This is a genomic window from Paenibacillus sp. Soil750, assembly GCF_001428045.1.
GTDB lineage: Bacteria > Bacillota > Bacilli > Paenibacillales > NBRC-103111 > Paenibacillus_E > Paenibacillus_E allorhizoplanae.
This window is the reverse complement of sequence record NZ_LMSD01000002.1, coordinates 14467-37439: the sequence shown is the minus strand read 5'-3', so window position 1 is coordinate 37439 and position 22973 is coordinate 14467. Positions and strand designations below refer to the sequence as shown.

General features: G+C 44.5%; 24 protein-coding genes and 1 other RNA gene. 19 read left to right on the top strand and 6 right to left on the bottom strand.

Translation table 11 applies throughout. From position 1 onward, the window contains the following. Positions 1-3 precede the first annotated feature (3 nt). From ASL11_RS03410 to rnpB, 3 genes are all read left to right on the top strand, one after another. A complete protein-coding gene (locus ASL11_RS03410; protein WP_056609715.1) occupies positions 4-768 on the top strand; it encodes a tRNA (adenine(22)-N(1))-methyltransferase in 765 nt (254 codons plus the stop codon). After that, positions 744-1853: a Nif3-like dinuclear metal center hexameric protein gene (locus tag ASL11_RS03405; protein ID WP_056609713.1), complete on the top strand. Its 1110-nt coding sequence runs from the start codon at positions 744-746 to the stop codon at positions 1851-1853. Before ASL11_RS03410 ends, ASL11_RS03405 begins: the two co-directional genes overlap by 25 nt. A gap of 86 nt (positions 1854-1939) precedes the next feature. After that, positions 1940-2354: RNase P RNA component class A (gene rnpB, locus ASL11_RS04285), an RNA gene on the top strand. Between the two features lie 119 nt (positions 2355-2473). Here rnpB and ASL11_RS03400 read toward each other — a convergent pair. Then, on the bottom strand, positions 2474-4393 hold the full coding sequence (locus ASL11_RS03400) for a S8 family peptidase (protein WP_056609710.1): 1920 nt from the start codon (positions 4391-4393) through the stop codon (positions 2474-2476). Positions 4394-4573: 180 nt separating this feature from the next. Here ASL11_RS03400 and ASL11_RS03395 point away from each other — a divergent pair, with 180 nt between their 5' ends. The 9 genes from ASL11_RS03395 (at position 4574) to ASL11_RS03355 (ending at position 12700) form a co-directional block, all read left to right on the top strand. Next, positions 4574-5074 (top strand): YpuI family protein, encoded by a 501-nt coding sequence (locus ASL11_RS03395; RefSeq protein ID WP_028558040.1) that lies wholly within the window; start codon positions 4574-4576, stop codon positions 5072-5074. Positions 5075-5146: 72 nt separating this feature from the next. Further along, a complete protein-coding gene (locus ASL11_RS03390; protein ID WP_056609708.1) occupies positions 5147-6241 on the top strand; it encodes a glycoside hydrolase family 15 protein in 1095 nt (364 codons plus the stop codon). A gap of 44 nt (positions 6242-6285) precedes the next feature. Next, positions 6286-6507, top strand: coding sequence for a DUF1540 domain-containing protein (locus ASL11_RS03385; protein ID WP_436242635.1), 222 nt, complete (start codon positions 6286-6288; stop codon positions 6505-6507). A gap of 22 nt (positions 6508-6529) precedes the next feature. Beyond that, positions 6530-6937 (top strand): hypothetical protein, encoded by a 408-nt coding sequence (locus ASL11_RS03380; RefSeq protein WP_056609704.1) that lies wholly within the window; start codon positions 6530-6532, stop codon positions 6935-6937. A gap of 339 nt (positions 6938-7276) precedes the next feature. Continuing rightward, entirely contained in the window at positions 7277-8569 is a 1293-nt protein-coding gene (locus tag ASL11_RS03375; protein WP_056610123.1) for a hemolysin family protein, read from the top strand. 119 nt (positions 8570-8688) lie between these two features. Further along, positions 8689-9399: a lytic transglycosylase domain-containing protein gene (locus ASL11_RS03370; RefSeq protein ID WP_056609702.1), complete on the top strand. Its 711-nt coding sequence runs from the start codon at positions 8689-8691 to the stop codon at positions 9397-9399. A 164-nt stretch (positions 9400-9563) separates the two neighbouring features. After that, positions 9564-10742, top strand: coding sequence for a cysteine desulfurase family protein (locus ASL11_RS03365; protein WP_056609700.1), 1179 nt, complete (start codon positions 9564-9566; stop codon positions 10740-10742). Continuing rightward, a complete protein-coding gene (gene thiI, locus ASL11_RS03360) occupies positions 10739-11947 on the top strand; it encodes a tRNA uracil 4-sulfurtransferase ThiI (RefSeq protein WP_082595226.1) in 1209 nt (402 codons plus the stop codon). Before ASL11_RS03365 ends, thiI begins: the two co-directional genes overlap by 4 nt. Before the next feature lie 72 nt (positions 11948-12019). Continuing rightward, positions 12020-12700, top strand: coding sequence for a TerC family protein (locus tag ASL11_RS03355; protein WP_056609698.1), 681 nt, complete (start codon positions 12020-12022; stop codon positions 12698-12700). A gap of 23 nt (positions 12701-12723) precedes the next feature. On the opposite strand, the gene ASL11_RS03350 is transcribed toward ASL11_RS03355, so the two are convergent. Further along, positions 12724-13929, bottom strand: coding sequence for an MFS transporter (locus ASL11_RS03350; protein ID WP_056609696.1), 1206 nt, complete (start codon positions 13927-13929; stop codon positions 12724-12726). 301 nt (positions 13930-14230) lie between these two features. On the opposite strand from ASL11_RS03350, the gene ASL11_RS03345 reads away from it, so the two are divergent. The 6 genes from ASL11_RS03345 to ASL11_RS36270 all read left to right on the top strand — a co-directional run bounded on the left by ASL11_RS03345 (position 14231) and on the right by ASL11_RS36270 (position 18137). Further along, on the top strand, positions 14231-14629 hold the full coding sequence (locus tag ASL11_RS03345; RefSeq protein WP_235550361.1) for a hypothetical protein: 399 nt from the start codon (positions 14231-14233) through the stop codon (positions 14627-14629). Between the two features lie 164 nt (positions 14630-14793). Continuing rightward, the gene (gene typA / locus ASL11_RS03340) at positions 14794-16635 is read left to right on the top strand and encodes a translational GTPase TypA (RefSeq protein ID WP_056609692.1); all 1842 of its coding nucleotides are present in this window, start codon (positions 14794-14796) and stop codon (positions 16633-16635) included. Positions 16636-16785: 150 nt separating this feature from the next. Further along, positions 16786-17061 (top strand): YlaH-like family protein, encoded by a 276-nt coding sequence (locus tag ASL11_RS03335; protein ID WP_056610118.1) that lies wholly within the window; start codon positions 16786-16788, stop codon positions 17059-17061. Between the two features lie 26 nt (positions 17062-17087). Beyond that, on the top strand, positions 17088-17525 hold the full coding sequence (locus ASL11_RS03330; protein ID WP_056609690.1) for a hypothetical protein: 438 nt from the start codon (positions 17088-17090) through the stop codon (positions 17523-17525). Position 17526: 1 nt separating this feature from the next. Further along, entirely contained in the window at positions 17527-17808 is a 282-nt protein-coding gene (locus ASL11_RS03325) for a hypothetical protein (RefSeq protein ID WP_056609688.1), read from the top strand. Positions 17809-17993: 185 nt separating this feature from the next. After that, complete coding sequence (locus ASL11_RS36270) at positions 17994-18137, top strand: hypothetical protein (protein ID WP_157256809.1); 144 nt, start codon at positions 17994-17996, stop codon at positions 18135-18137. A 40-nt stretch (positions 18138-18177) separates the two neighbouring features. Here ASL11_RS36270 and ASL11_RS03320 read toward each other — a convergent pair whose 3' ends face one another. Beyond that, on the bottom strand, positions 18178-18726 hold the full coding sequence (locus ASL11_RS03320; protein ID WP_056609686.1) for a YhcN/YlaJ family sporulation lipoprotein: 549 nt from the start codon (positions 18724-18726) through the stop codon (positions 18178-18180). 113 nt (positions 18727-18839) lie between these two features. Here ASL11_RS03320 and ASL11_RS03315 point away from each other — a divergent pair, with 113 nt between their 5' ends. Beyond that, the gene (locus ASL11_RS03315) at positions 18840-20171 is read left to right on the top strand and encodes a PhoH family protein (RefSeq protein ID WP_056609685.1); all 1332 of its coding nucleotides are present in this window, start codon (positions 18840-18842) and stop codon (positions 20169-20171) included. 44 nt (positions 20172-20215) lie between these two features. Here the strand turns inward: ASL11_RS03315 and ASL11_RS03310 are convergent, their stop codons facing one another. The 3 genes from ASL11_RS03310 to ASL11_RS03300 all read right to left on the bottom strand — a co-directional run bounded on the left by ASL11_RS03310 (position 20216) and on the right by ASL11_RS03300 (position 22910). Next, complete coding sequence (locus tag ASL11_RS03310) at positions 20216-20704, bottom strand: hypothetical protein (protein ID WP_056609682.1); 489 nt, start codon at positions 20702-20704, stop codon at positions 20216-20218. Positions 20705-20743: 39 nt separating this feature from the next. Next, positions 20744-21841, bottom strand: coding sequence for a hypothetical protein (locus ASL11_RS03305; protein ID WP_056609680.1), 1098 nt, complete (start codon positions 21839-21841; stop codon positions 20744-20746). Positions 21842-21941: 100 nt separating this feature from the next. After that, on the bottom strand, positions 21942-22910 hold the full coding sequence (locus ASL11_RS03300; protein WP_056609678.1) for a hypothetical protein: 969 nt from the start codon (positions 22908-22910) through the stop codon (positions 21942-21944). Between the last annotated feature and the right edge of the window lie 63 nt (positions 22911-22973).

The window sequence follows — 22973 nt, the reverse complement described above, 5'->3', positions numbered from 1 at the left end:
CATATGGTTAAATTATCGAAAAGACTTCAAATGATTGCTGACCGCGTGCCAGTGGGTTCGAAAGTAGCCGACATTGGATCGGATCATGCTTTATTGCCAACCTATTTGGCGCAGCAGGGGATTATTGTAGCTGCGGTAGCAGGGGAAGTAAACCCTGGACCTTTCGAGGCAGCGCAAAGACAGGTGCTCGAAAGTGGTTTATCTAAGATCATTCAAGTTAGATCGGGTGATGGTCTTGCCGTAATTGAGGCTGGCGAAGTGAATGTCATCACAATCGCTGGCATGGGCGGCAGCTTGATGGCGAGTATTCTAGAGGCAGGTAAATCAAAGCTTCCGGGTGTTCAGCATTTGATTTTACAGCCGAATGTGGGTGAAGATCATGTGCGCCGTTGGCTTCTGGGTAATGGTTGGAAGTTGGAATCAGAGACTATTCTTGAAGAAGACGGCAAAATCTATGAGATATTAACGGCGGTGACCGCTGATACAGAGGAGCGCGGAGCTTTAGAAGCGCTTTATGAGGAGCGTCTTCTTCCAGGTGGAGTTACTGTTTCGAAGGAACGCTTGCAACAAATGGGGCCTTATTTGATTAATGAGGCGCCTGAGGTCTGGTTTATGAAGTGGGAAAGTGAACTGAAGAAACTTGCCATGATCGTAGATCAGTTAAAGCTGTCCACGGCAGAAGCCTCTATTGCAAAAGCAGAGCAAGTTAGCCAAGAAATGCATGAAATAAAGGAGGTACTCGCGTGCTTGCAAAAGGTCAAACCGTAATCCAGCTGTTTGAACAGCTGGCTCCTAAGCATTACGCGATGGCAGATGATAAGATCGGCCTACAGCTAGGCTCTCTTCAAAAAGAGATCACGAAAGTGCTTGTTGCACTTGATGTGACAGATGCCGTTGTTGATGAAGCTATCGAAGTTGGGGCCAACCTTATAATCGCGCATCATGCGATTATTTTTAGACCTTTGGCTCATCTGCAGACAGAAACACCAGCAGGTCGTTTATATGAAAAATTAATTAAGAATGATATCGCGGTTTATATAGCCCATACGAACCTTGATGTGGCAGAAGGCGGCGTTAATGACTTGCTTTCGGAACAACTTGGCCTAACCGAAATGACGCACTTGGAAGATGTGCATACAGAGAAGCTGCAGAAGCTTGTAGTCTTCGTACCCGAGACGCATCATCAAGTCGTGCTGGATGCTCTATTTAAGGCTGGAGCAGGCGGCATTGGCCAATACAGCTCTTGCAGCTTCAATATCCCCGGGACGGGGACGTTCCTGCCGCAGGAAGGGGCTACTCCGTTTATCGGGGAAGTTGGGAAGTTGGAACGCGTACAAGAGGTACGCGTAGAGACGATCGTAACCGCTAGCGTGCAGCGCAAAGCGGTTACTGCTATGCTGAAGGCTCACCCCTACGAGGAGGTGGCCTATGACCTCTACCCGATGGACCTCAAGGGTAGAGTGTTCGGTTTGGGCCGCGTGGGCAAGCTGCCCGCGGCAATGACACTTCGCGAGCTCACGGAGCACGCGAAGGTTGTGTTCGACGTGCCGACGGTGCGCGTCGTCGGCGATCTATCACGGCCCATCCGCAAGGTGGCCGTGTTGGGTGGCTCTGGCGGCCGCTATATGCGGCACGCCATGTTTGCCGGCGCCGATGTGCTGGTCACCGGCGACATTGACTACCACACCGCGCACGATGCGCTCGCGGCAGGGTTAGCCCTCCTCGACGTTGGGCATAACGTCGAGAAGATTATGAAGCGCGGCGTCGCGGAATATCTCGCCGCGCAGCTTGCTAAGACGGATACGCAGGTGCACGCATCCGCGATTAACACGGAGCCGTTTCAATTCGTCTAGGCAGCTTAAGGTTGCTTCTGGAAAGAAAGGAAACGACCATGTGTTGTAATTCGAAGGCATTCCTAGTATACTAGCCTATGCAATGGAAAGTTTGACAGACAATCGCTGGCTATGGGTAAGCCATAGCGAGAGGAAAGTCCGGGCTTCATAAGGCAGGGTGCTGGATAACGTCCAGTCAACGCGAGTTGAAGGATAGGGCCACAGAAATGGACCGCCGATGGCTTGAAATATAGCACAGGCAAGGGTGGAACCGTGGTGTAAGAGACCACGAGGTTCTATGGTGACATAGATCCTGGTAAACCCCACTTGGAGCAAGACCTAATGGAACGCTAGCTGCTTTCGAGGCAGCAGTCTTAGCCTGAGACGCGTTCGGGTTGGTCGCTTGAGCTGTGCAGCAATGTACAGCCTAGATAGATGATTGTCGCTTCAATAGTGGCAGGGGAGCAGACGCCCGTTACGACCACTGGAAGTACAGAACCCGGCTTACGGCAAACTTTCCACTCAGTCGGTTACCCGCAAGGCTTCGGCTTTGCGGGTATTTTAATTTTAAAATGAATAAAAACCTTCAATCCCGCTAGGGTTTGAAGGTTTTTAACTGTGCATGGAAGGTGGTGAGTGTTCTATTTCTCAAGCCCCAAGCTGCCCGCATACTTCTTCGGTACAAGATGTAATTGGCGCGCTAATTCCTGTGGCCAGTAGGACAAAGGGGATGTATTCTGCTTCGCCATTTCAAGTGCTTTGACGACATCAATGACGCCATAACCAAAGTATTTGTCATGACCTTTGTCGCCTAGATCTTGAGCGGACTGCCTCATAATTTCATAAACGTCCGTATTTTTTAGACTAGGATTAGCAGATCGAATTAAAGCTGCGAGTGCTGTTACATGGGGACTAGCCATGGATGTACCTGATAAGGCAGCATATTGATTGTTCGGATACGTACTGGCGATGGTGACACCAGGCGCAGTCACATCAATATAGTCGCCATAATTGGAGAAGGGTGCTTTCTCATTCTGTGAATCTATAGCGGCAACTGCAAATACCTCAGGGTAAGCAGCTGGATATCCAGGTTGTTCGGTATTGTCATTTCCGCTAGCTGCGATGAGTGCAACATCCTTATCATAGGCATATTGAATAGCATCATGGAGAAATCCTGAATCTGCGTAATTGCCTAGACTGAGATTCATGACTTTTGCACCGTGATCCGTTGCCCAAATGATCCCTTGAGCTACCGAATATGTGCTGCCTGCACCTGTCTGATCCAGTACTTTAACGGGTAACACTTTATTAAACCAAGTCATCCCCGCAACGCCTAATTGATTGTTGACAAGAGCTGAAATAACGCCTGTGACATGTGTACCATGTCCAACATCGTCTTGTGGATTATCATTGCCACTGATGACATTGTAACCAGGCAATAATTGTCCTTGGAGGTCTGGATGTGCCAGATCTACACCCGTATCAACAACAGCTACAATGACATTGTCAGCGCCGCGGTTTAGCTGCCAGCCTTGTACTGTTTCGATCAGCGGCAGATTCCATTGATATTTTTGATATAAATTATCATTGGGTATGAAGTTTGTAGAGACTGGTGTTTGATTGCTATCTGAATTGGTGCTGGATGGGTTTGAATCTTTACGTTCTTGATCATCATAGTAATCATTGGTCATATAAAGAAAGTGTGGTTCAACATACACAACATTCCATTTACCGAAATAAGCGATCAATGATTTGGCGTCTCTATCATTCGTGCGGAAAACGTAGGTATAGCCTAATTTTTGCGCAGATGTTGCATGGATTTCCTTCTTGATTTGATTGAGCTCATCTTCTGTAGGATCTTTTTTGAAACGGACGACGACTTCATTCTGTTGATAGTGACTAGTCCCTTGATTATCTTCGGGATGATCGACAATCTTCTCTTTTAGTGTATTCGTTTCAACGGCTTTTACTTTCCAACGGTTCTCGTTGGGATAAGGTTCAAGTCTTAAATTTTTCATCTGATGATCGGTGACTTGTGCGAGTACATCTTGATGTATGACCCCGATAAGTGAATCCTGACCATTGGTTGAAGGAGTACCTTGTACGAAGTAAACGTGATGTCCAGCACCGAATTTAGGTGATTGATAAATCTCGCCCTTATCAACGGCAGCTTTCGCTTCTCTCAAATAGGTAGCGGCCTGGTCTGTATAAGTTGGAGGGAGTTCGCCAGATTTGATGCCTTGCTCCCAATTTTGGCCGCGCTTTGACCACACAAGCACATCCATTTTCTCATGGTGATTTCGCATGTTTTTTAACACATTGGTTACAGGTTCACCGCTTTCGATTTGACTGAGCATTGTCTTATAATCGATAGCGCATTGACTTCTGCAAAGTTCATCTGTAAGTTTTACATCTTGTTCTAATAGCGCAAGCTTGGACGTTGTTTCATACTTCGCACTGTAGACCTCAGGACCAGGTTTAGTACGATGTTGAGGCTGGTGAGGGAAGAGGACAACTCCTAATCCCAGAACAACCGCAATGGTGGAGAGATAACGCCACATGATCATGCCCTCCTTTTTGTTTGTAGAAAAAGGTCAACTCGTTAATGAAAAACATATTATCTAAGAGTAGGGTTAGGCGAGCGGGTATCTTTTATGCATGGTAACTGGTGTTTTACATATACCACTTCGGGATAAATTATGGTAGGATAGAAGTAGCGCAATTATAGGAGGTCTTCTAACATGGCTGTTTTTAATGTGAAAAATGTTTGTGATTCCACGCGTACGAAACTCAAAGAAACGACGGCCAAAATGGAACTGTTTCTTAATCAACATTCGCTCTCATTGTTAAATGTGGAAAATGATCCAGCAATGGATGAATTTTACCGCGGGTATTTACAGGATACTCGTCATCTTCTAGTTTTTTGTGAAGTGGCATATGAGAAATTGGGCGTTAGTTTAAGACGTCCTACTTTTAATGTTGATTTTTCGGAAAAAGTGCTCTATGAGGTATACCATACATGTGTTAATACCTTTTTCTATCCTAAGAATGAGTGCTACTCCGAAGATGGTCGTTACGCTTACACAGGACAAGATGCGATTCGTTTCCGCAAGAAACCATCACGTGAAGTACGTGATTTAACGATCGAATTGTCCAAGGTGTTCGAAGAGCTTCGTGAAGATCTTGCTTACTATGAAACAGATTACATTACACAACGCCGTATGCAAGGCGAAAAAGTTTAATCAATCACAAAGATACCTACAAAGGGATGCGGCCACAACGCATCCCTTTTCATATAAAAGGGAGGAAATCGTATGAAGCTAGAACACTTAGTCAGCGTTAGCAAGGACATCATTAAGCTGAATCAACATCCTAGCGGAGGTTACGTGGCTTCTCCTCTTTTTTCAACGTATTCCTATAGTTGGCTTCGTGATGGTACTTTTATAGCAAATGCGATGGATCGTGTAGGAGAAACGAAAAGTGCGGAGCAATTCTATCGTTGGGTACATCGAGTTCTGAAAGACAAACGTCCGCGGCTAACGGAGTTATTGCGAAAACACGAGAATAAGGAATGGATTGATCGTTCCGAGTTTTTGGGGACAAGGTATCACTTGGATGGGCGGGATGATCATTCTGAATGGGGTCACTTCCAGTTGGATGGTTACGGCGCATGGATCTGGGGGCTTGTTGAACATATTCGCATGACTGGTCATACGACACTTCTGGAAGAGTTCAGGGAAAGCATTGAAATAACAGTTGACTATATAATGACATTCTGGCACTATCCGAATTTTGATTGCTGGGAGGAATATCCCGATTATGTCCATCCCGCAACTTTGGCTTGTTTATATGGAGGACTGAAGGCGTTAGGCGAGCTAGAAGGGCGTCAGGACTTGATCGAGAAAGCTGATCTCATACGACATTTCATACATACCCATGCTGTTCATGACGGACGATTCGTGAAGTCAATTCATTGTGTGAACGAAGTTTGGCAGCCTGCTCTATTTGGTGTGGATGCAAGCCTAATGTGGCTCGCCTTACCATTTGGGGTATGTGAGCCCACTGACCCAATTATGCTTCGAACGGTGCTAGCGATTGAAGCAGATCTCAAACATAACGGGATTCAGCGCTACATCGAGGATCGATATTACGGTGGCGGTGAGTGGCTGCTACTGACCGCTTGGTATGGTTGGATCCAGCTTGAACTTGGAAATAAAGATGAAGCTCAGCGCTGTTTGGCATGGATAGCAAGTAAGGCTGATGAGCTCGGACGTTTACCAGAGCAAGTAGATGATCATCTTCGCGAAGCGGCGGTGTATAAGGAATGGATTGAGAAGCATGGTTATCCTGCAGTTCCGCTGTTGTGGTCACATGCCATGTTCTTGGTCTTATCTGACAGACTTAACTAAGCATAGTTCACTCCTGAGGCGGGCAAATTGTTAAGGGGGTGATAATGATGCCAGCAGTCAAATGCGCAGTAGCGAATTGTGAATATTGGACACAAGGAAACAACTGTCATGCGGACACGATTATGATTGAAATTGATCAACATGCTCATGCTAGCTACAATGAAGAATTTGCTTCAGAGGAATCGTTTGATACTACTCATCATGATACTGCAACTAAAGCAGCTAATACGTGTTGCCACACGTTTAAGCCTGCAACTAAACATTAGGTATGTGTAACGCGGAGGTAGCATGAATAAAGAGGACAGTTCTTTAGACAATGCCACCAAGGAGCGATTCCAGAAGAGTCAGCTTCATCTCGAAAGCGGACTCCATGCCCAAGAAGAATACGCAGCTGAGATTGCTGTACCTCAGGCCAGAATAAGCCGAGATTATAAGTCCAGTTCGACCTCGACAGTTTCTGATGAGGAAGTCGCTGAGCTCGTAGAAGCTGTAACACGCAATAAAGCAGTGGGGTATGTGGCACTCTTTGTTGCTCTGGCTTCTCTATTTGTATGGCCAGTACTGCTTGGGATTTCAGGTATTATTCTCGGTGTTATTGCTTTTGTAATGGGGAATAAGAGCTTGGGTTCTTGGTCCGTTGCTCTTGGTTTTATTGCCGTTGCCGCCTATTTTTTATTGATTCCATATTATTCCTAGCAAGCAAAGCAAGCTGAGAAATCGGCTTGTTTTTTATTTTTTTATGAAAAAAAGGTGAAAAAGAGCTTAAGAATGCCACTATTCCTGTGTAAAAGCGCAAGAAGGGCTCATTTTAATGTGTTTACGCCCATTTGCTCGTACTATTTGGCTTCAAGTGTCATATTCGCACCTTTGAATGATTACAGTATTATTATATAATGAGTAGTGATATTTAATAAAATTAAAATCGAAAATTAAGGGAGGTGTACCTACTCTCCTGGGTGCAGCTTTTGCACTTGTTAGGGGATAGGTAAGGTATTGGAAGATCCTTTGCCCGAAACGTTAATCAGTTTTCTGTTAATGTTTGGACTAGTGTTGTTAAACGGTTTTTTTGTCGCAGCAGAATTTGCAATGGTGAAAGTGCGTGGAAGTCGGATTGAATCGCTTGTCGGTGAAGGCCGGCGTAATGCGAAGTTTGCACAAGGTATTATGAATAATCTTGATGCTTACCTTGGTGCGTGTCAATTAGGAATTACACTTACCTCGTTAGGACTTGGTTACGTAGGTGAACCGACATTTGCCAAAATTTTAGAGCCTTTATTTGCTCCGCTGGGATTACCAGACTCAGTTTTTCACACGATTACATTTATTATTGCTTTTTCCTTAATGACAACTCTTCATATCACATTAGGTGAACAGTTTCCCAAAACGTATGCGATTCGTAAAGCGGAACAAATTACGTTGCTCTCTGCAGGACCCATGGTATTATTCTATAAAATGATGTACCCGTTCATTTGGACATTGAATGGCATTTCGAATTGGATGTTGCGCCGTGCTGGGATTGAGCCTACAACGGAACATGAATCTGCGCATACGGAGGACGAAATTCGAGTCCTGATGCAGGAAAGCCACAAAAACGGACTAATAGATAACACAGAGCTCACGCTTGTTGATAATATATTCGGATTTGCTGAGACGACAGCACGCGAGATTATGATTCCTCGTACTGAGATGGAATGCTTATATGCAGGACTTTCTTATGCGGAGAACCTTGCTATCGCGATCAAAGAAATGCGAACACGTTACCCTGTGTGTGATCCAGATAAGGATAACATCATCGGTTTTGTTCACATTAAGGATTTGCTAAAACCAGATGCCAACCTAAAAGGCATTAAGAAAATCATTAGACCGATTACCACAGTACCGGATTCCATTCATATCAGTGATTTGCTGAAAATGATGCAGAAACGCAAGAGCCAAATGGCTTTGCTCATTGATGAATACGGCGGTACATCAGGTTTAGTGACGCTGGAAGACATTATGGAAGAAATTGTTGGTGAAATCCAGGATGAGTTTGACGAGGAGCGCCCAACGATTGAAATGAAAGATGAGAATACTTTCTCAATAGATGGACTGTTGTTGATTGATGAAGTCAATGATTACTTCGGACTTGAAATCGAGTCGGATGACTATGATACGATCGGTGGTTGGATTTATTCTCAAACGGAAATTCCTCCTAGTCGTAATCAACAGGTAAGCTATAACGACGAGTTTATGTTTATCGTTGAAGAAACCGATCATTTGCGCATATCACGTGTCACAGTGAGAAGATCATTGAATGAGAATGAAATGCTGCAACAGAATATTTCTTGAAAGGCAAGAGGGGGCAGTCAATAGACTGTCCTTTTTTTTGCATGCGAATAAAAGTATAGTCGTCAGGGCTCAAAACGTGTACAATGAATACATCGAAAATGAAAAAGTGAGGTCTGAGAATGAACAGCATCACGAATACGCAAGGAATTGACCCTAGAGTGTTGAAGGAGCTGCTTCAGCTTCAGACGATGAGTAAATTAAGTCTTTTCGCTGATAACCCCTCAACTTCAAGCTCAGACGAAACCAGTGATTTTAGTGAGCTTTTGAACACATTGATGGGTCAAGGTGTGGGTACGGGGACTGATCCGCTAGATGCATCTGATCTTAATCAATCGCTAAGCAACCTGCCAAGCGCGTTAGGCGCTTTGAATAAATCATATACACCTCTGCAGTCCCTCTCACAGTCAACATCTGCTTCACAGTTTGAAGGGCTCATTGGGCAAGCTAGTTTAAAATATGGCGTAGATACCTCTTTGGTTAAAGCGGTCATTCAGCAAGAATCTGCTTTCAATCATCAGGCGGTTTCCTCCGCAGGTGCCAAAGGATTAATGCAGCTTATGGACGGGACGAGCAGCGGTTATGGGGTCACAAATCCATTTGATCCAAAGCAGAACATCGATGCAGGTACACATTTCCTTAGTGGATTGCTTAAGAAATATAATGGGAACGAAGGCGTTGCACTTGCTGCTTACAATGCTGGGCCTGGTCGTGTCGATCGCTTAGGGATAAAGACAGATGAGGATTTGGCCACTAAGCTTCAGTTCTTGCCAAAAGAGACACAAGCGTATGTGTCGAAAGTACTCGATCATCGTACTAATTTTGCTCAATAAATACGGTTCCAATGGGCTGGTTTTCGCATGTGTTATGCGGAGATCGGCTTTTCGCATTGTTGCCTACTTACTTGAGTTCTCATCGGATATACGTTTTAATAGGAAAAGCATCCCATGAAACATGAAACATTTAGTTTAGCGGTATGAAGGGGAATCTGCAAACCATGCTTTATATGGATTACGCGGCAACGTCGCCGCTTTATGAAGAAGTCATAGAAACGATCGCAGAAGTAATGAAATCTCATTATGGAAATCCATCCTCCATTCATCGGCTTGGTGTAGAAGCCGAAAAGCTTCTGCAGAGTGCGAAGGGAGTCATAGCTTCATCGCTTAAGGTATCGCCGAACGAAATCATTTGTACTTCTGGCGGGACTGAGAGTAATAACTTAGCGATCAAAGGCGTAGCCTACAACTACCAGCAACGAGGCAAGCATCTGATTACTACGCAAATTGAGCATCCATCCGTTAAGGAAGTATTTGCTGGACTTGAGCAGGAGGGCTTTCGTGTTACTTATTTGCCTGTCTCAAAGACTGGCAGCGTGCAGTTAGAGGATCTTCAAGCAGCGATTTGTGAGGATACGATCCTTGTTAGTATCATGTATGTGAATAACGAGATTGGTACGATTCAACCGATTCGAGAAATCGGTCAATACCTCGCGGGATTTCCGAAAATCATATTTCATGTGGACGCCGTGCAAGGGATTGCTAAGCTTCTTCTAGAGCCGAGGGCATGGGGAATAGATCTCTGCAGCGCTTCTGCGCATAAATTCCGAGGGCCAAAGGGTACAGGGTTCTTGTATCGGAGAGAAGGCGTACAGATCAAACCACTGCTTGCAGGAGGGGGACAAGAATTTGGTGTTCGTTCAGGTACGGAGAACGTCCCTTTGATCGTGGGCATGGCTAAAGCACTTCGAATCAGTATGGACAATCTTGCAGCGAAGATTGCTCACAAGCAGGCGCTTAGGCAGCAATTGTTGTCCGGCATCGGTGAAATACCTGAGCTTTCGATTTCTGGCTCTGAGCTAGAGCAGGAGATGACTCCCCATATTGTCCATTTTACTTTTGCAGGAATGAAAGCAGAGGTCGTCGTGCATGCCCTTGAGCAGAAGGGGATCTACATCTCTACGAGATCAGCTTGTACTTCTGGGGAGTCGGAGCCTAGTGAGGTTATGCTGGCATTGGGTTATCCGCGAGATGTGGCTGCTAGCGGCTTAAGAATAAGTTTTTCTGATGAACATCAAGAGCAAGATATAGCGCTATTCCTGCGCTCATTACAAGAGGTGGTCAAGGAGCTTGCTCCCATGAGAAATCCATCCGTCATTCATAGGGGGAAGCGAAATTGAAACCGGATTGTTTAATATTACGTTTTGGCGAAATGATGTTAAAAGGTAAAAATCGCAGACGTTTTGAACAGAGCGTTATGATTCAAATACGTAAAGTTTTAAGTTCTTTTCCTGATGTTAGGTATATTCCTGAGTTTGGACGCGTATATGTGGAGCTAGGGGGTGCCGCTTATGAACAGGCTTCTGCTTCCTTACAGCGTGTTTTTGGACTTGCATCCTTCAGTCCAGCTTATCATGCGCCATTGGAACTAGCGTCAATTCAGGAGACAGCGCTGCGGTTAATGCAGGCATTACCTAAGCAACCGGCGACATTTAAAGTGACAGTTCGCAGAGTCAATAAATCATTTCCACATGACTCTCAGCAGATGAATTACTTAGTTGGCGGCTATGTGCTTCAAGCGATTCCGGGGTTACAGGTAGATGTTCGAAAGCCTGAGGTCGAATTGCGAGTAGAAATCCGAGAGGATAAGGTGCTTTTATACGTTGAAGTCATTGAAGGGGCTGGGGGATTCCCGTCAGGTACAAGTGGCAAAGCGCTTCTCATGCTGTCTGGAGGTATTGATAGTCCTGTTGCAGGATGGTTAGCCATGCGCAAAGGATTGACGATGGAGGCCATTCATTTTCATAGTTACCCCTATACAAGCGAGCGGGCGAAGGATAAGGTCATTCAGCTTGCGAATCAGTTGGCAGGCTACACGGATTCCCTCAAGCTTCACATGGTGTCTTTTACGGAGGTTCAGACCTCCATTCATCGTGTGTATCAGGATAATCTGCTAGTCACGCTTATTAGAAGGGCTATGTACCGAATTGCCGAACGGATTGCTGAGCGTGAAGGGCTCGGAGCTATAGTTACTGGTGAGAGCTTGGGGCAAGTTGCCAGTCAAACCTTGCCAAGTTTAAATGCCATTGGTCGTGTGGTCACTTTACCGCTCCTACAACCGTTGATGATGATGGACAAGCAAGAGATTATTGGTCTTGCTGAATCGATTGGGACTTTTTCTATTTCGATTTTACCCTATGAAGATTGCTGCTCCTTATTTCTTCCGCCATCGCCTAGTACGAATCCTAATTTAACCTTGGTGGAGAAACTGGAAGCTAGCATGGGTTTTCTAAATGAGTTAATTGACAAAGCGGTTTTAGAAACAGAAACTATTGAAATCGTACATGGACAATTGAAACAGGAAACTAACGCCCATTTATTCTAACTCCTCGATGCTGCTGTGATCGCAACCTTTCCCATCACTTGCTCTCCATGTTCGCCAGGAGGTCGTGAAGCAATGATTGATGCGCTATTATTATTTCTACAGATTATGTTAATCAATATCGTTCTGAGCGGCGATAATGCTGTTGTCATCGCATTAGCCAGCAAGAATCTACCGCTCGAGCAGCGCAAGCTTGCGATTTGGTGGGGGGCGTTCGGCGCTATTGCTTTGCGCTTAATATTGACACTTGTTGCCGTAAGTCTGCTTTCTATTCCTTTTATTCAAGCGGGCGGTTCTATCTTGCTCTTATGGATAGCGATAAAGCTACTTACTGACGAAGAGGGGCATTCGAATGTCAAGGAAGCTTCAACGCTTGGCAAAGCGATTTGGACCATTATTGTTGCAGATTTCGTCATGAGTTTGGACAATGTATTAGCGATTGCAGCCAAAGGAAATGGCAATAATACAGTCATTATTTTAGGTATTGGACTCAGTATTCCGATCATTATTTGGGGGAGTACACTAGTGATGAATTTATTGCAGAAATACCCGATTCTGGTATTTATCGGAGCGGGGATTCTTGGTTATACAGCAGGGGAAATGTTTGTGAAGGATGAGAAAATGATTGATTGGCTGCTGCATGATTATGAGTTTTTACATGTTTGGATCCCCATTATGGCGACCATAGTCGTTATTGCGGCGGGTGGAATCGCCAAAGGGGTACGAACACTTCAATTCAAGACACGGAATGAATGAGTACAAAGCACGCTGACCATGGGTCAGTGTGCTGTTTTTTTATGCCAAGTGAAAGCCCAGAAGGACCAGCCATAGATCAAGAGGAAAAGGATAATTAATCCTGTGGAATACCGATACATCATGGCATAACTGCCACTCCAGTTAGCCAGAGCCCCTAGCGCCATGGCGCCTAGTCCAATGCCTAGATCGTTGGCTGAGAAGAAGGTTCCATTAGCGGCACCTCGACGGTCAGGGGAAGAACGCTGGATTGTCCACGCCTGCAGAGCAGGTTGTATGGAGCCAAACCCAACGCCATAGCATAAGGCCGCAATCGCAAGGCTAGTATTGGAGTGTGCATACGAAAGCAATAATAGGCCAGTAATCGTGAATGCCGCGCCAGGAAGCAGAACCCACTCAGGCCCTTTACGATCAAAGAGAACCCCTGTGAGGGGACGTACGAGCAGAACCATACTAGCATTACATAAGAAGAACAAACCAACGTTTGGAATACCTGCTTCTAAACCGAATAAGGTAATGAAAGTCACAATTCCTCCATAACAGATTGCGCTGCAGAGTAGCAGGGCAGAGGGGAGGAGCGCGCTCTGTTCCCATAGGCGATCGACAAAGCGAGGTCGCTGACGTGGTTTCACGGGTAGAAGGGGCTTCGGATATGTAATGAAAAGCGAGCTAAACAAAGATAATAGCGCAAGAATGGTTGAGATTAAAAGCACATAAGAAAACCCAATGGAATGCATCACCCACAGGCCCGTTAACGGTCCGAGGGCCATGGCCAAAGTGTTGGATAACCCGTAATAACCCATCCCCTCACCGCGGCGTTCAGGAGGGATGATGTCTGCTATTACGGTTCCGAGCGATGTCGTCGACAACCCCCAGCCGATACCATGAACAAAGCGTGCTGCTAGAATTAGTGTAACTGCTGCGATATACGAATAACCTGCAATCGTAAATGCGCAAATCGCTAAACCAACTAGAAGCACATGTTTTCTTCCTAAAAGATCTAATGCTCTGCCTGCGAATGGCCTTGTCAGGAGCGAGGAAATGGTGAAGATCCCAATGACAAGGCCGATCTGGATATTGTCTCCACCTAATTGTGAAAGATGAGTAGGTATCGTAGGGATCAGCATTTGAAAACTAAAAAAAAGCAATAAATTTGCGAGTGATGTGATTAGAAAGGCTTTGGTCCAAAGTGGTTTCCGTTGTGACTTGTTACTTCTAAGAGTTCGTTCCATGATACCTCCCCAGTTGAACTTCAGACGACCATTCGCCAGGGCAAATGGGTTCTTTGCGAGCTTTAGTATACCCAGTCAATTGGAATCAAACGCAAAGTTGTGTCCATTATAAACACCTAGCAATTTCATGCCATGTGAGCTAAAATATTTGTTGAAGGGTGTCGATTAATGAGCTGATTACCCTATTCAACCTATGCCCATTTGAGGAGGGATTCGTATCGCTAGAAATAGCTACTCCATTGGTATTGTATTTATTGGCTTGGCTGTCTTGTTGTTGCTAGGCAAATTGGGAGTCTTCCAGTTGTTGATATCCTTTTTTTGGCCGCTTGTATTACTCGTGCCTGGACTACTCTTTCATTTGTTGTATTTCAACCGTCGATTACCAGCGGGCGTTCTCGTTCCTGGCGGCATTTTAACCGTATATGCCCTTATGTTTTTCTTTTGCAATTTATTTGGTTGGGGCTCTATGGCCTATATTTGGCCAGGTTTCATATTAGGTCCTGCAATTGGTTTATATGAACTCCACTTGTTTGATCGGGGGAGTGATCGCGGTATTTGGATCGCAGCTATGGTGTTAGGAATCGTTTCGGCAGCGCTTTTTGCTTTGACTTTACTAGTCAAACTAGGGATTTATGTAATCGCTTTGATCCTTGTGGTTGTTGGACTTTCCATGATTTTCCGAAAGCGAAGATTATGGTGAACTTGCTTCTTTCCAGTTAAAAGTTTTGTTAAGTGTGCCTTTTGTCTTGCATAATGTCGAGAAACTGCGTATACTAAGGGTAAATGTCAAGCGTCGGCGCTTATGTCCGACGCTTGTTTTATGAACAGAGACGAAAATTATAGGGTAGAGAGGGTTTGACATTCATGCATGCAAGAGACAAGATTCGCAACATTGCCATTATCGCACACGTTGACCACGGTAAAACAACACTCGTAGATAAATTGCTTCAACAATCCGGAACATTCCGCGATAACGAAGCTATTCAAGAAAGAGCGATGGACTCCAATGATCTAGAGAGAGAGCGCGGTATTACCATCCTTGCCAAAAATACGGCGATTAACTATAAAGATTACTTGATTAACATTGTAGATACACCAGGACATGCTGACTTCGGCGGCGAAGTTGAACGGATTATGAAGATGGTAGACGGTGTATTGTTGGTAGTAGATGCTTTCGAAGGTACAATGCCACAAACGAAATTCGTTCTACGTAAAGCACTTGAGAGCAACCTTTCTCCAGTTGTTGTTGTAAACAAAATTGACCGTCCGAACGCTCGTCCACAAGAAGTTGTTGACGAAGTTCTTGACTTGTTCATCGAACTTGGTGCTACTGACGAGCAACTAGATTTCCACGTTGTATATGCTTCCGCATTGCAAGGGACTTCAAGTCTTGATCCAGAGAAACAAGATGATAACATGGAAGCTATTTATGAAACAGTTGTTCAGCACATTCCAGCTCCTACAGAAGATGTTGAACAACCACTACAATTCCTTGTTACATTGATGGATTACAATGAGTACTTGGGTCGTATCGGTGTAGGCCGTGTGAACCGCGGTAAAATCCGTCAAGGTCAGACAGTTACGGTTATGACTCGTGAAGGCGGACAAAAACAAGCTAGAATCGAGAAGCTTTTCGGATTCAGTGGTTTGAAGCGTATCGAGATTGAAGAAGCAGCTGCAGGGGATATCATTGCCATTGCAGGTATCAAAGATATTAACATTGGTGAAACGGTAGCAGATCCTGCGAACCCAGAAGCATTGCCAGTCTTGAAAATCGATGAGCCAACGCTTCAAATGACATTTATCGTAAACAACTCGCCATTCGCGGGGCGTGAAGGTAAATGGGTTACTTCCCGTAAAATCCGTGAACGTCTATATAAAGAGCTTGAAACAGACGTTTCCTTGCGCGTTGAAGATACAGACAGCCCGGATGCATTCGTTGTATCAGGCCGCGGTGAGCTTCACTTAGGTATTTTGATCGAGAACATGCGCCGTGAAGGCTTTGAATTGCAAGTTTCCAAACCAGAAGTTATCATTCGTCAAATCGACGGACAAAAAATGGAACCGATTGAGCATTTAATCATCGACGTTCCAGAAGACAGTATGGGTTCCGTTATGGAGAGCTTAGGTTCACGAAAAGCCGAAATGGTCAACATGATCAACAACGGCAGCGGTAACGTTCGTCTAGAGTTCAAGATCCCAGCACGAGGTTTGATCGGTTACAGAACGAACTTCTTGACATTGACTCGTGGTTACGGAATTATGAACCATGCGTTTGACAGCTACGGCCCTTACCAAGGAGCTGGCGTTGGCGGACGTCATGAAGGCGTACTTGTATCCAGCGAATCCGGTGTTTCCACACTTTACGGAATTCTTTCCGTAGAAGATCGCGGTATCTTGTTCGTACATCCGCAAACAGAAGTTTACGAAGGCATGGTTGTTGGTGAACATACACGCGACAACGATATCATCGTTAACATTTGTAAAGAAAAAGCGGTAAACAACATTCGTTCCGCGAACAAAGAAGAAACAGTAAAAATGAAAACACCTCGTTCGTACTCTTTGGAACAAGCGCTTGAGTATTTGAACGATGATGAGTATTGCGAAATCACTCCTAAATCGGTTCGTATCCGTAAAAAGATTTTGAACAAGAGCGAGCGCGAGCGTGCTGAGAAGCACCGCAAAACTGCGGAAGCTAACGTTTAATTCACAAAGTGTTCGAATAAAGGGAAATGTCGGCTATTCAGCCGCATTTCCCTTTATTTCTTTGTCGTTTTAAGGGATAATGAAGAATGACTAAGCGATGAGCTAACTTATTACTTATTAATGAAATGGAGTGTATGTTCGTTGACTGCCCTGAATGAATGGTTTGCCAATCACCTCTTGATCACGTATCTATTAATCTTTGTTTTCATGTCCTATGTGTACAATAAAGTGTTTCGTACACGCAAACTGCCTGTACTCAAAACGGCTCTAATCTATGTGCTGCTAGCAATCGGTTCCGTGATGCTCCTCGTCTTCCAAATCGTAGGCTTGCCTATTGTACTTTGTTTGGCCGTAGCGATCTCTCTAATGTTCATGGTGAGAATTCGTTATTTCATTGAAAAAAGAACTGGCAAAAGGCCGACTTAATTTAACGAGTAAGGAGCTCATGCCTGATGACGCGATATTGGTTAACACCTATTCTAAGTTATTCACCGCTCGTATTGGGGGCAGAGCGCATGAGTTGCATGCCAGACGCAGAATTCGAATCGTTCCGCCAGCTTGCAGGCCAACATCATCCTCGATTGCTCCAGATGTTTAAAGTGAGCCTCTTGCTGAGTGATGATGAAGAGATATGTGGATCAGACCTCGTAGAATTAGATTTAACGAATGAAGGAAACCTTGTATTTGATGGTGAGCCATTTCATCTTTCGCACTGCGCAGAAGCCTTTTTGGACCGTTTGTTGACTAGGCGGGAGTCGAAGGCACTGCTAATGGCAATGGATGAACACAGGGAAGCTAGTAATGGCATGCATGCCGTGTGGATCAAACAATGGTTGGATTGGTTAGATGCCGGTTATGATATTGTGTTACTAAGAGAGGATGGACGCTGAGATGAAGCTAGGGGATGCTTTTTTCAATTGGCTGCAGATGCATATTGTGTCCCAGGCTCGTCCTGAGGATGAAGCGGCGAAAGATACGTTGGATTTTTTTGCGCTTATTTTAGTCGAAGATCACGGGGTTAGTAATCTTGAAGTGCTGCCTATTGAAGATCCAATGAAAATATGGATTGGCTATGACCATGAAGGGGAATATCATAAACATTGTTTCGACCGCGAGAGTGCGGAAAAGCTGTTGGATGATATCAACTCGAATCCCATCTACAATAATCAATAGCGGTTTAACGCTGTGAATTAAGGACATAACTTTAACAAATCAACGTACACTTAAATATATCTGGGCAATAAGGAGTGCCTGTTGATTTGAAAATAGATACATAATGGTGGAACGCTTGGCACTCGCTATGCTATACTGTAAGTGTAAGGAGCGTTTTCAACCACCTAGTAGGAGGCGCAAACGATATGGCTGAACTTCTAACAGCTGCACCGATGCAATGGATAGATAGCGCCCACATGATGTATAAAGCTGAATATGCGAAAGCTTGTGAGAGCCGAGATGCCCTTTTTTCACTCGGCCAAGTTTTTGATGCGATAAAAAAAGCCTAGATCTGCGTATGCAGGCAGGCTTTTTGTCATCTTCAGCGATTTATCGGGCTGGAACCTGGGGGCTATTCCCATTGGAACCTGCGTTATCGATGTCTGGATCATTGCGGATATCTCGTGGCAGTTGTGGCATCACACGACCAACGATATCAGCCATTTGTTCTGCGAAGCCTTGTATAGGTCTTCCTGCTTGAATGTTATCCCGGATGTTGCGTAAGCGTTGATCTAAATCCATATCAGCCGTCACGATTGCATTGACACCATAAGGATCCTTCTTGAGTGCCTCGGCCACCGAATATTTAATGGTTCCGACTTTGGCTCGATCAAGTTCCTTCTTAATGTTAATGCCGACGACAGCTGTATTGCCGAAGACGACGCAATGTGCGCTTTCGACCTGCGGGATTCCCATTGCTAGGTTTTCCAAATGCGCTGCAACTGCCTTAGAATCTTTAATTTCTAGCTTTTGCGGAGCAATTTGTTGAACTTTTACTTGCTTTTGATTCGTATCTTGAGAGGGGGCACCACTTTTCGGCTCTTGACTGCAGCCTACCGCGAGGATCAGTATCAGTCCGCATACGTATATTAGTCTCACCAGAATCGTTCCCTTCTTTCCTTGAATCTCGCGTTTAGTTTGTCCTGTACGGTTAGGTTGTATGTATGAATATAACCAATGATCTAACGCCAAATCTGGGAGGGGACACACCAATGAAAAAAATTTACGTGTTAGATACCAATGTACTGCTTCAGGATCCCAATGCTTTATTCGCATTTGAAGATAATGAAGTGGTCATACCCGCCGTGGTGTTGGAAGAAATCGATTCTAAGAAACGAAATGCGGATGAAATCGGTCGCAATGCTAGACATGTCTCGAGATTACTAGATGGATTAAGGGCCAAAGGCAATCTATCCGACGGTATTACACTTGGACATGGCGGCAGCATTAAAGTGGAGCTTAACCATCGCAGCTTTGCGAAACTACAAGATACGTTTGCTGAATTAACGAACGACAATCGCATTCTAGCAGTTGCTCTTAATTACCATTTGGAAGAACAAGAAAATGATGTAGCTAGACCTGTCGTTATTGTCAGTAAAGATACGTTGGTTCGAATTAAGGCGGATGTACTGGGTATTCCGGCACAGGATTACTTAACAGATCGGATTGTGGCTCAAACCGATATGTATACTGGTTATATCACGCTCTTTGTTCATCCTTCGATCATTGATGAGTTCTATTCGTATCGCTTCTTGACCGTGACATCACTTAATTTGAGCTATATGCTGCACCCGCACGAATTCGTAATCCTGCGCGATGAGCTGGGCTCTTCCAAGTCCGCACTGCTCAAAGTTACACCAGATGCCAAAAAGCTTGAGCCGCTTTACATGAGTAATGATCCCATCTGGGGAATTGCCGCGCGCAATGCGCAGCAGCGAATGGCTCTTGAGCTTCTGCTCAATGACGATATCCCGCTCGTCACCCTAACTGGGAAAGCGGGTACAGGTAAAACGCTGCTTACGTTAGCTGCGGGGCTCATGAAAATTGAGGATGATCGTAAATATAAAAAATTGTTAATTGCTCGTCCGGTCGTTCCGATGGGCAAGGATATCGGTTACCTGCCTGGTGAAAAAGATGAAAAGCTGCGCCCTTGGATGCAGCCGATCTATGATAATTTGGAATACTTATTCGATACCAAAAAACCGGGTGATATTGAAAAAATACTTGCCGGTCTAGGTAGTATTCAAGTAGAGGCGTTAACGTATATTCGCGGACGTTCCATACCTGGGCAATTTATTATTATCGATGAAGCACAGAACCTCTCGAAACACGAAGTGAAAACGATCGTATCGCGTGTTGGAGAGGGCAGTAAAATCGTTCTTCTCGGTGATCCGGATCAAATTGACCATCCATACCTAGATGCATCAAGCAATGGGCTTACGTATGTGGTAGAGCGCTTTAAACAGGAAGGCATAAGCGGACACATCACTTTAGAACGCGGCGAACGCTCGCATCTGGCTCAATTGGCTGCAGATTTGCTCTAAATAGAGAAAAGCCCACATCGGCCGATGTGGGCTTTTTGCTGCATTTACCTAAGGATTTCGATGCTGCAGCGATAAGCTTTGGCAATTCCGTGCATGAGCTCTTCGAGCTGCCGATCAACGACGTACACGTCATGGTCGCCATCTTTGTACTGCGCGATGAGATGCTCTTCAACCTGAAGGGCTGCTTGATCAACCTCGGCAGCGGGACTATTGGTGGTGAAGCGGAAAGGGATCACGATTTTATCGTACAAATAGTTATGTTCTGCACGACTAGTGAACCCGTAGTCACTGAACAAATCAGTCAATTCTGCTTCTTCAACTAGCAAACGGAGCTCCATTATAGAGGTCTCGATATTAAAATGGGCCATGACTTCAAGCGCAGCACGTTGTTGCTCTTCGTTACTGACAATCAGCATTTCTTTATCGCGATCGAATAACTCGACTTTGCCGGCAAGCGCTTTGACGATTTGGGCATAGAAGCCAGGTATTTTTCCGTCGGGCAGATCCATCATTAGACCAATTTTGAATTCCATGGTTGTTGTCCTCACTTTGCGTTCATTATCCCTACTAGTTTACAGAGATAATTTGAGTTTCACAACTGCCACGCCTTTTTTGGTTTCTACACTGATCACATCGAGATAGCTTACTACTTTTTTCGGTACAAAACCTAATGAAAATTCCTTCGTAAAGTCTGCGATGGTCGTGTCTGGCAGCTTGAAGCTGTTAAATTCAAGATTATCAACAACAAAGCGGACTTCATTCAAGTTCTCTGCGTTCGTAAGAAGGACGAAGTTCCCTTGTATGGATATCTGCAACTCGCCTTTTTTGCCAGTTGCGACCATGGCTCCATCTTTGAATTCAAAATTCAACGTCTTCAGAAGCTCGCTCTTCGAGTGAAGATACGTATTGAAATCTGTGTCCGTCAGATTGACAACTGGTGTTGTGGATGTAATGCTAATATATTTACTGTCTGACATTAGAAATTGTGGCAGTTCGCGGAAAGCCAAAGATAAATTGTCCAGATAATCTCTGGCCAAAGGCAAGCCTTCTTGCTTCCATTGATCATTTAAACTCTTTATCTGGGTTGCAATAACCTGAGCTTGTGCACTGACAGCCAGCTGTTTGTCCAGCTCTTCTTGAAGCTTGACAAGCCGCTCGCGCTGCTCAAGGAATTTAGTTTTGGTATTCTGAAGCTCAGTTCGAGAATTCGCTAATTCCGTTTGTAACTTAGTGAGCTTCTGAAAGGAATCCGTGAATTGGGCTAGTGAGCGATGGTCATTCGTGATGATCATCTGTAAGTATTCGAACATGCGCAAGACGTCAGTAAAGGAGTTTGCCGCGAAAAGAAGCATCCAGATCGAGTCTCGATCTCCTGTATAATACGCTCGTAGCACTTTGCCTGCATGCTTGCGAGTTGCATCCACATTACCGCTTTGCTTTACGATATCTTGTTCATTCTGTTTAATTTGCTCACCAATTTTGGCATCCTGCTCGTTAAGACGAGCAACCTCTTTATCGATTTCGAAAATGGTGAGCCCTTTCTGGAGCAGTTCCTTAGCTTCATCTTGAGATGATGTCGTTTCTTCGGCCAAAGCGCCTCCAGAAGGCAATGTGATTTGTATGAGCAAAACAATGGACAACAGCAAGGCTGTGAGTTTTTTTGAATTCATTGATGGTATTCTCCCCCTATGAATAGATTATCATATTTCTATTAAATGAAGCACAAAAAAATACTTACCTTTGGGGAAAGGTAAGTATTTAACCTTATTCCTATTTTTTGGCGGCTGGTGTTAAGAGTTTGAGAATATCATCAAAACTCTTCACTTTAGCAGGAATTTCCTTTGTCAGAGGTGTGCCTTGATTAATCGCATCAGTGGTTTGATGGAGTGTAATGTGATTGTCGAGGACTTTGCCATCTAGCGTTACTGAGAACGTGATATCGAGTGTCTGATCACGAATAAAGCCTTGATCATCTATCGCGATCTTCATGCTGCTTGGTGCTTTCAGCGCTATAGAAACCATCCCATTTTTCTTGAGTGCTTCAGCTTTATCGGCTGTTAGTAAACCATTTGTTTGTAAGGTACCAATGAACTCTGGTAATTTGGCTTGAAATTGCGTATTTATTTCTTTTACATTTTTGGTAGTCAGATCAACTTGAATCGATTTAGCTGTGGACCCGTCAGTTAGCTTAACAGGATCTTTGGCTTGCTTAAACCACTTCGCATCCAATCCTTCGAAAATCAATTTCGTAAGAGCGGTGGAAACTTGAGGTGTATTTTTCAATGTGTCAGCCGTTAAAGGACTAGCCGTTGTGCTGCTCATTTTTTGTAAATCTATTGCATAGAACTCATCAGCTGTCTTATTTAAGGCTGGCATATTAAAATACAATTTGCTATCTTTAATGAGAATTGGTATATCGACGGGGGAAGTAGATCCCTTAGGTGTTATACGTAAGTCTGACTGATATTGGAGCGGGTCTGCTTGGCTAATACCCTTCCACGTAATCGTGCTCTCTCTGATCAAAGATAACAACCCGTTGGTAAGAGGATTTGCTGATTTCATTAAACCATCACTGATTGCGAGAGTCGTGCTTCCATCGAACGTATAAGATTTCAATTCCGATTGTTTGTTTACAGATTGTTGAAATGCTTCTTTGACTTGCGTATTGTCTGTGCAAGCGGTCAACGAGACTAGGCCAATTGCCGTTATCGCTGTTAGGGTAATCCACTTTTTTGTCATGCTGGGCTGTCTCTCCTTCCATAATCCTTTATCATTATAAGGGTTTCCTACTCATTTGTCTGT

Coding starts and splice junctions, on each gene's coding strand:
- ASL11_RS03325 (WP_056609688.1), top strand. CDS start 17,527: ATGAAGCTAGGGGATGCTTTTTTCAATTGGCTGCAGATGCATATTGTG.
- ASL11_RS03375 (WP_056610123.1), top strand. CDS start 7,277: ATGTTTGGACTAGTGTTGTTAAACGGTTTTTTTGTCGCAGCAGAATTT.
- ASL11_RS03310 (WP_056609682.1), bottom strand. CDS start 20,704: ATGGAATTCAAAATTGGTCTAATGATGGATCTGCCCGACGGAAAAATA.
- ASL11_RS03305 (WP_056609680.1), bottom strand. CDS start 21,841: ATGAATTCAAAAAAACTCACAGCCTTGCTGTTGTCCATTGTTTTGCTC.
- ASL11_RS03330 (WP_056609690.1), top strand. CDS start 17,088: ATGACGCGATATTGGTTAACACCTATTCTAAGTTATTCACCGCTCGTA.
- ASL11_RS03395 (WP_028558040.1), top strand. CDS start 4,574: ATGGCTGTTTTTAATGTGAAAAATGTTTGTGATTCCACGCGTACGAAA.
- typA (WP_056609692.1), top strand. CDS start 14,794: ATGCATGCAAGAGACAAGATTCGCAACATTGCCATTATCGCACACGTT.
- ASL11_RS36270 (WP_157256809.1), top strand. CDS start 17,994: ATGGCTGAACTTCTAACAGCTGCACCGATGCAATGGATAGATAGCGCC.
- ASL11_RS03410 (WP_056609715.1), top strand. CDS start 4: ATGGTTAAATTATCGAAAAGACTTCAAATGATTGCTGACCGCGTGCCA.
- ASL11_RS03390 (WP_056609708.1), top strand. CDS start 5,147: ATGAAGCTAGAACACTTAGTCAGCGTTAGCAAGGACATCATTAAGCTG.
- ASL11_RS03370 (WP_056609702.1), top strand. CDS start 8,689: ATGAACAGCATCACGAATACGCAAGGAATTGACCCTAGAGTGTTGAAG.
- ASL11_RS03385 (WP_436242635.1), top strand. CDS start 6,286: ATGATGCCAGCAGTCAAATGCGCAGTAGCGAATTGTGAATATTGGACA.
- ASL11_RS03300 (WP_056609678.1), bottom strand. CDS start 22,910: ATGACAAAAAAGTGGATTACCCTAACAGCGATAACGGCAATTGGCCTA.
- ASL11_RS03380 (WP_056609704.1), top strand. CDS start 6,530: ATGAATAAAGAGGACAGTTCTTTAGACAATGCCACCAAGGAGCGATTC.
- ASL11_RS03400 (WP_056609710.1), bottom strand. CDS start 4,393: ATGTGGCGTTATCTCTCCACCATTGCGGTTGTTCTGGGATTAGGAGTT.
- ASL11_RS03355 (WP_056609698.1), top strand. CDS start 12,020: ATGATTGATGCGCTATTATTATTTCTACAGATTATGTTAATCAATATC.
- ASL11_RS03350 (WP_056609696.1), bottom strand. CDS start 13,929: ATGGAACGAACTCTTAGAAGTAACAAGTCACAACGGAAACCACTTTGG.
- ASL11_RS03365 (WP_056609700.1), top strand. CDS start 9,564: ATGCTTTATATGGATTACGCGGCAACGTCGCCGCTTTATGAAGAAGTC.
- ASL11_RS03315 (WP_056609685.1), top strand. CDS start 18,840: ATGAAAAAAATTTACGTGTTAGATACCAATGTACTGCTTCAGGATCCC.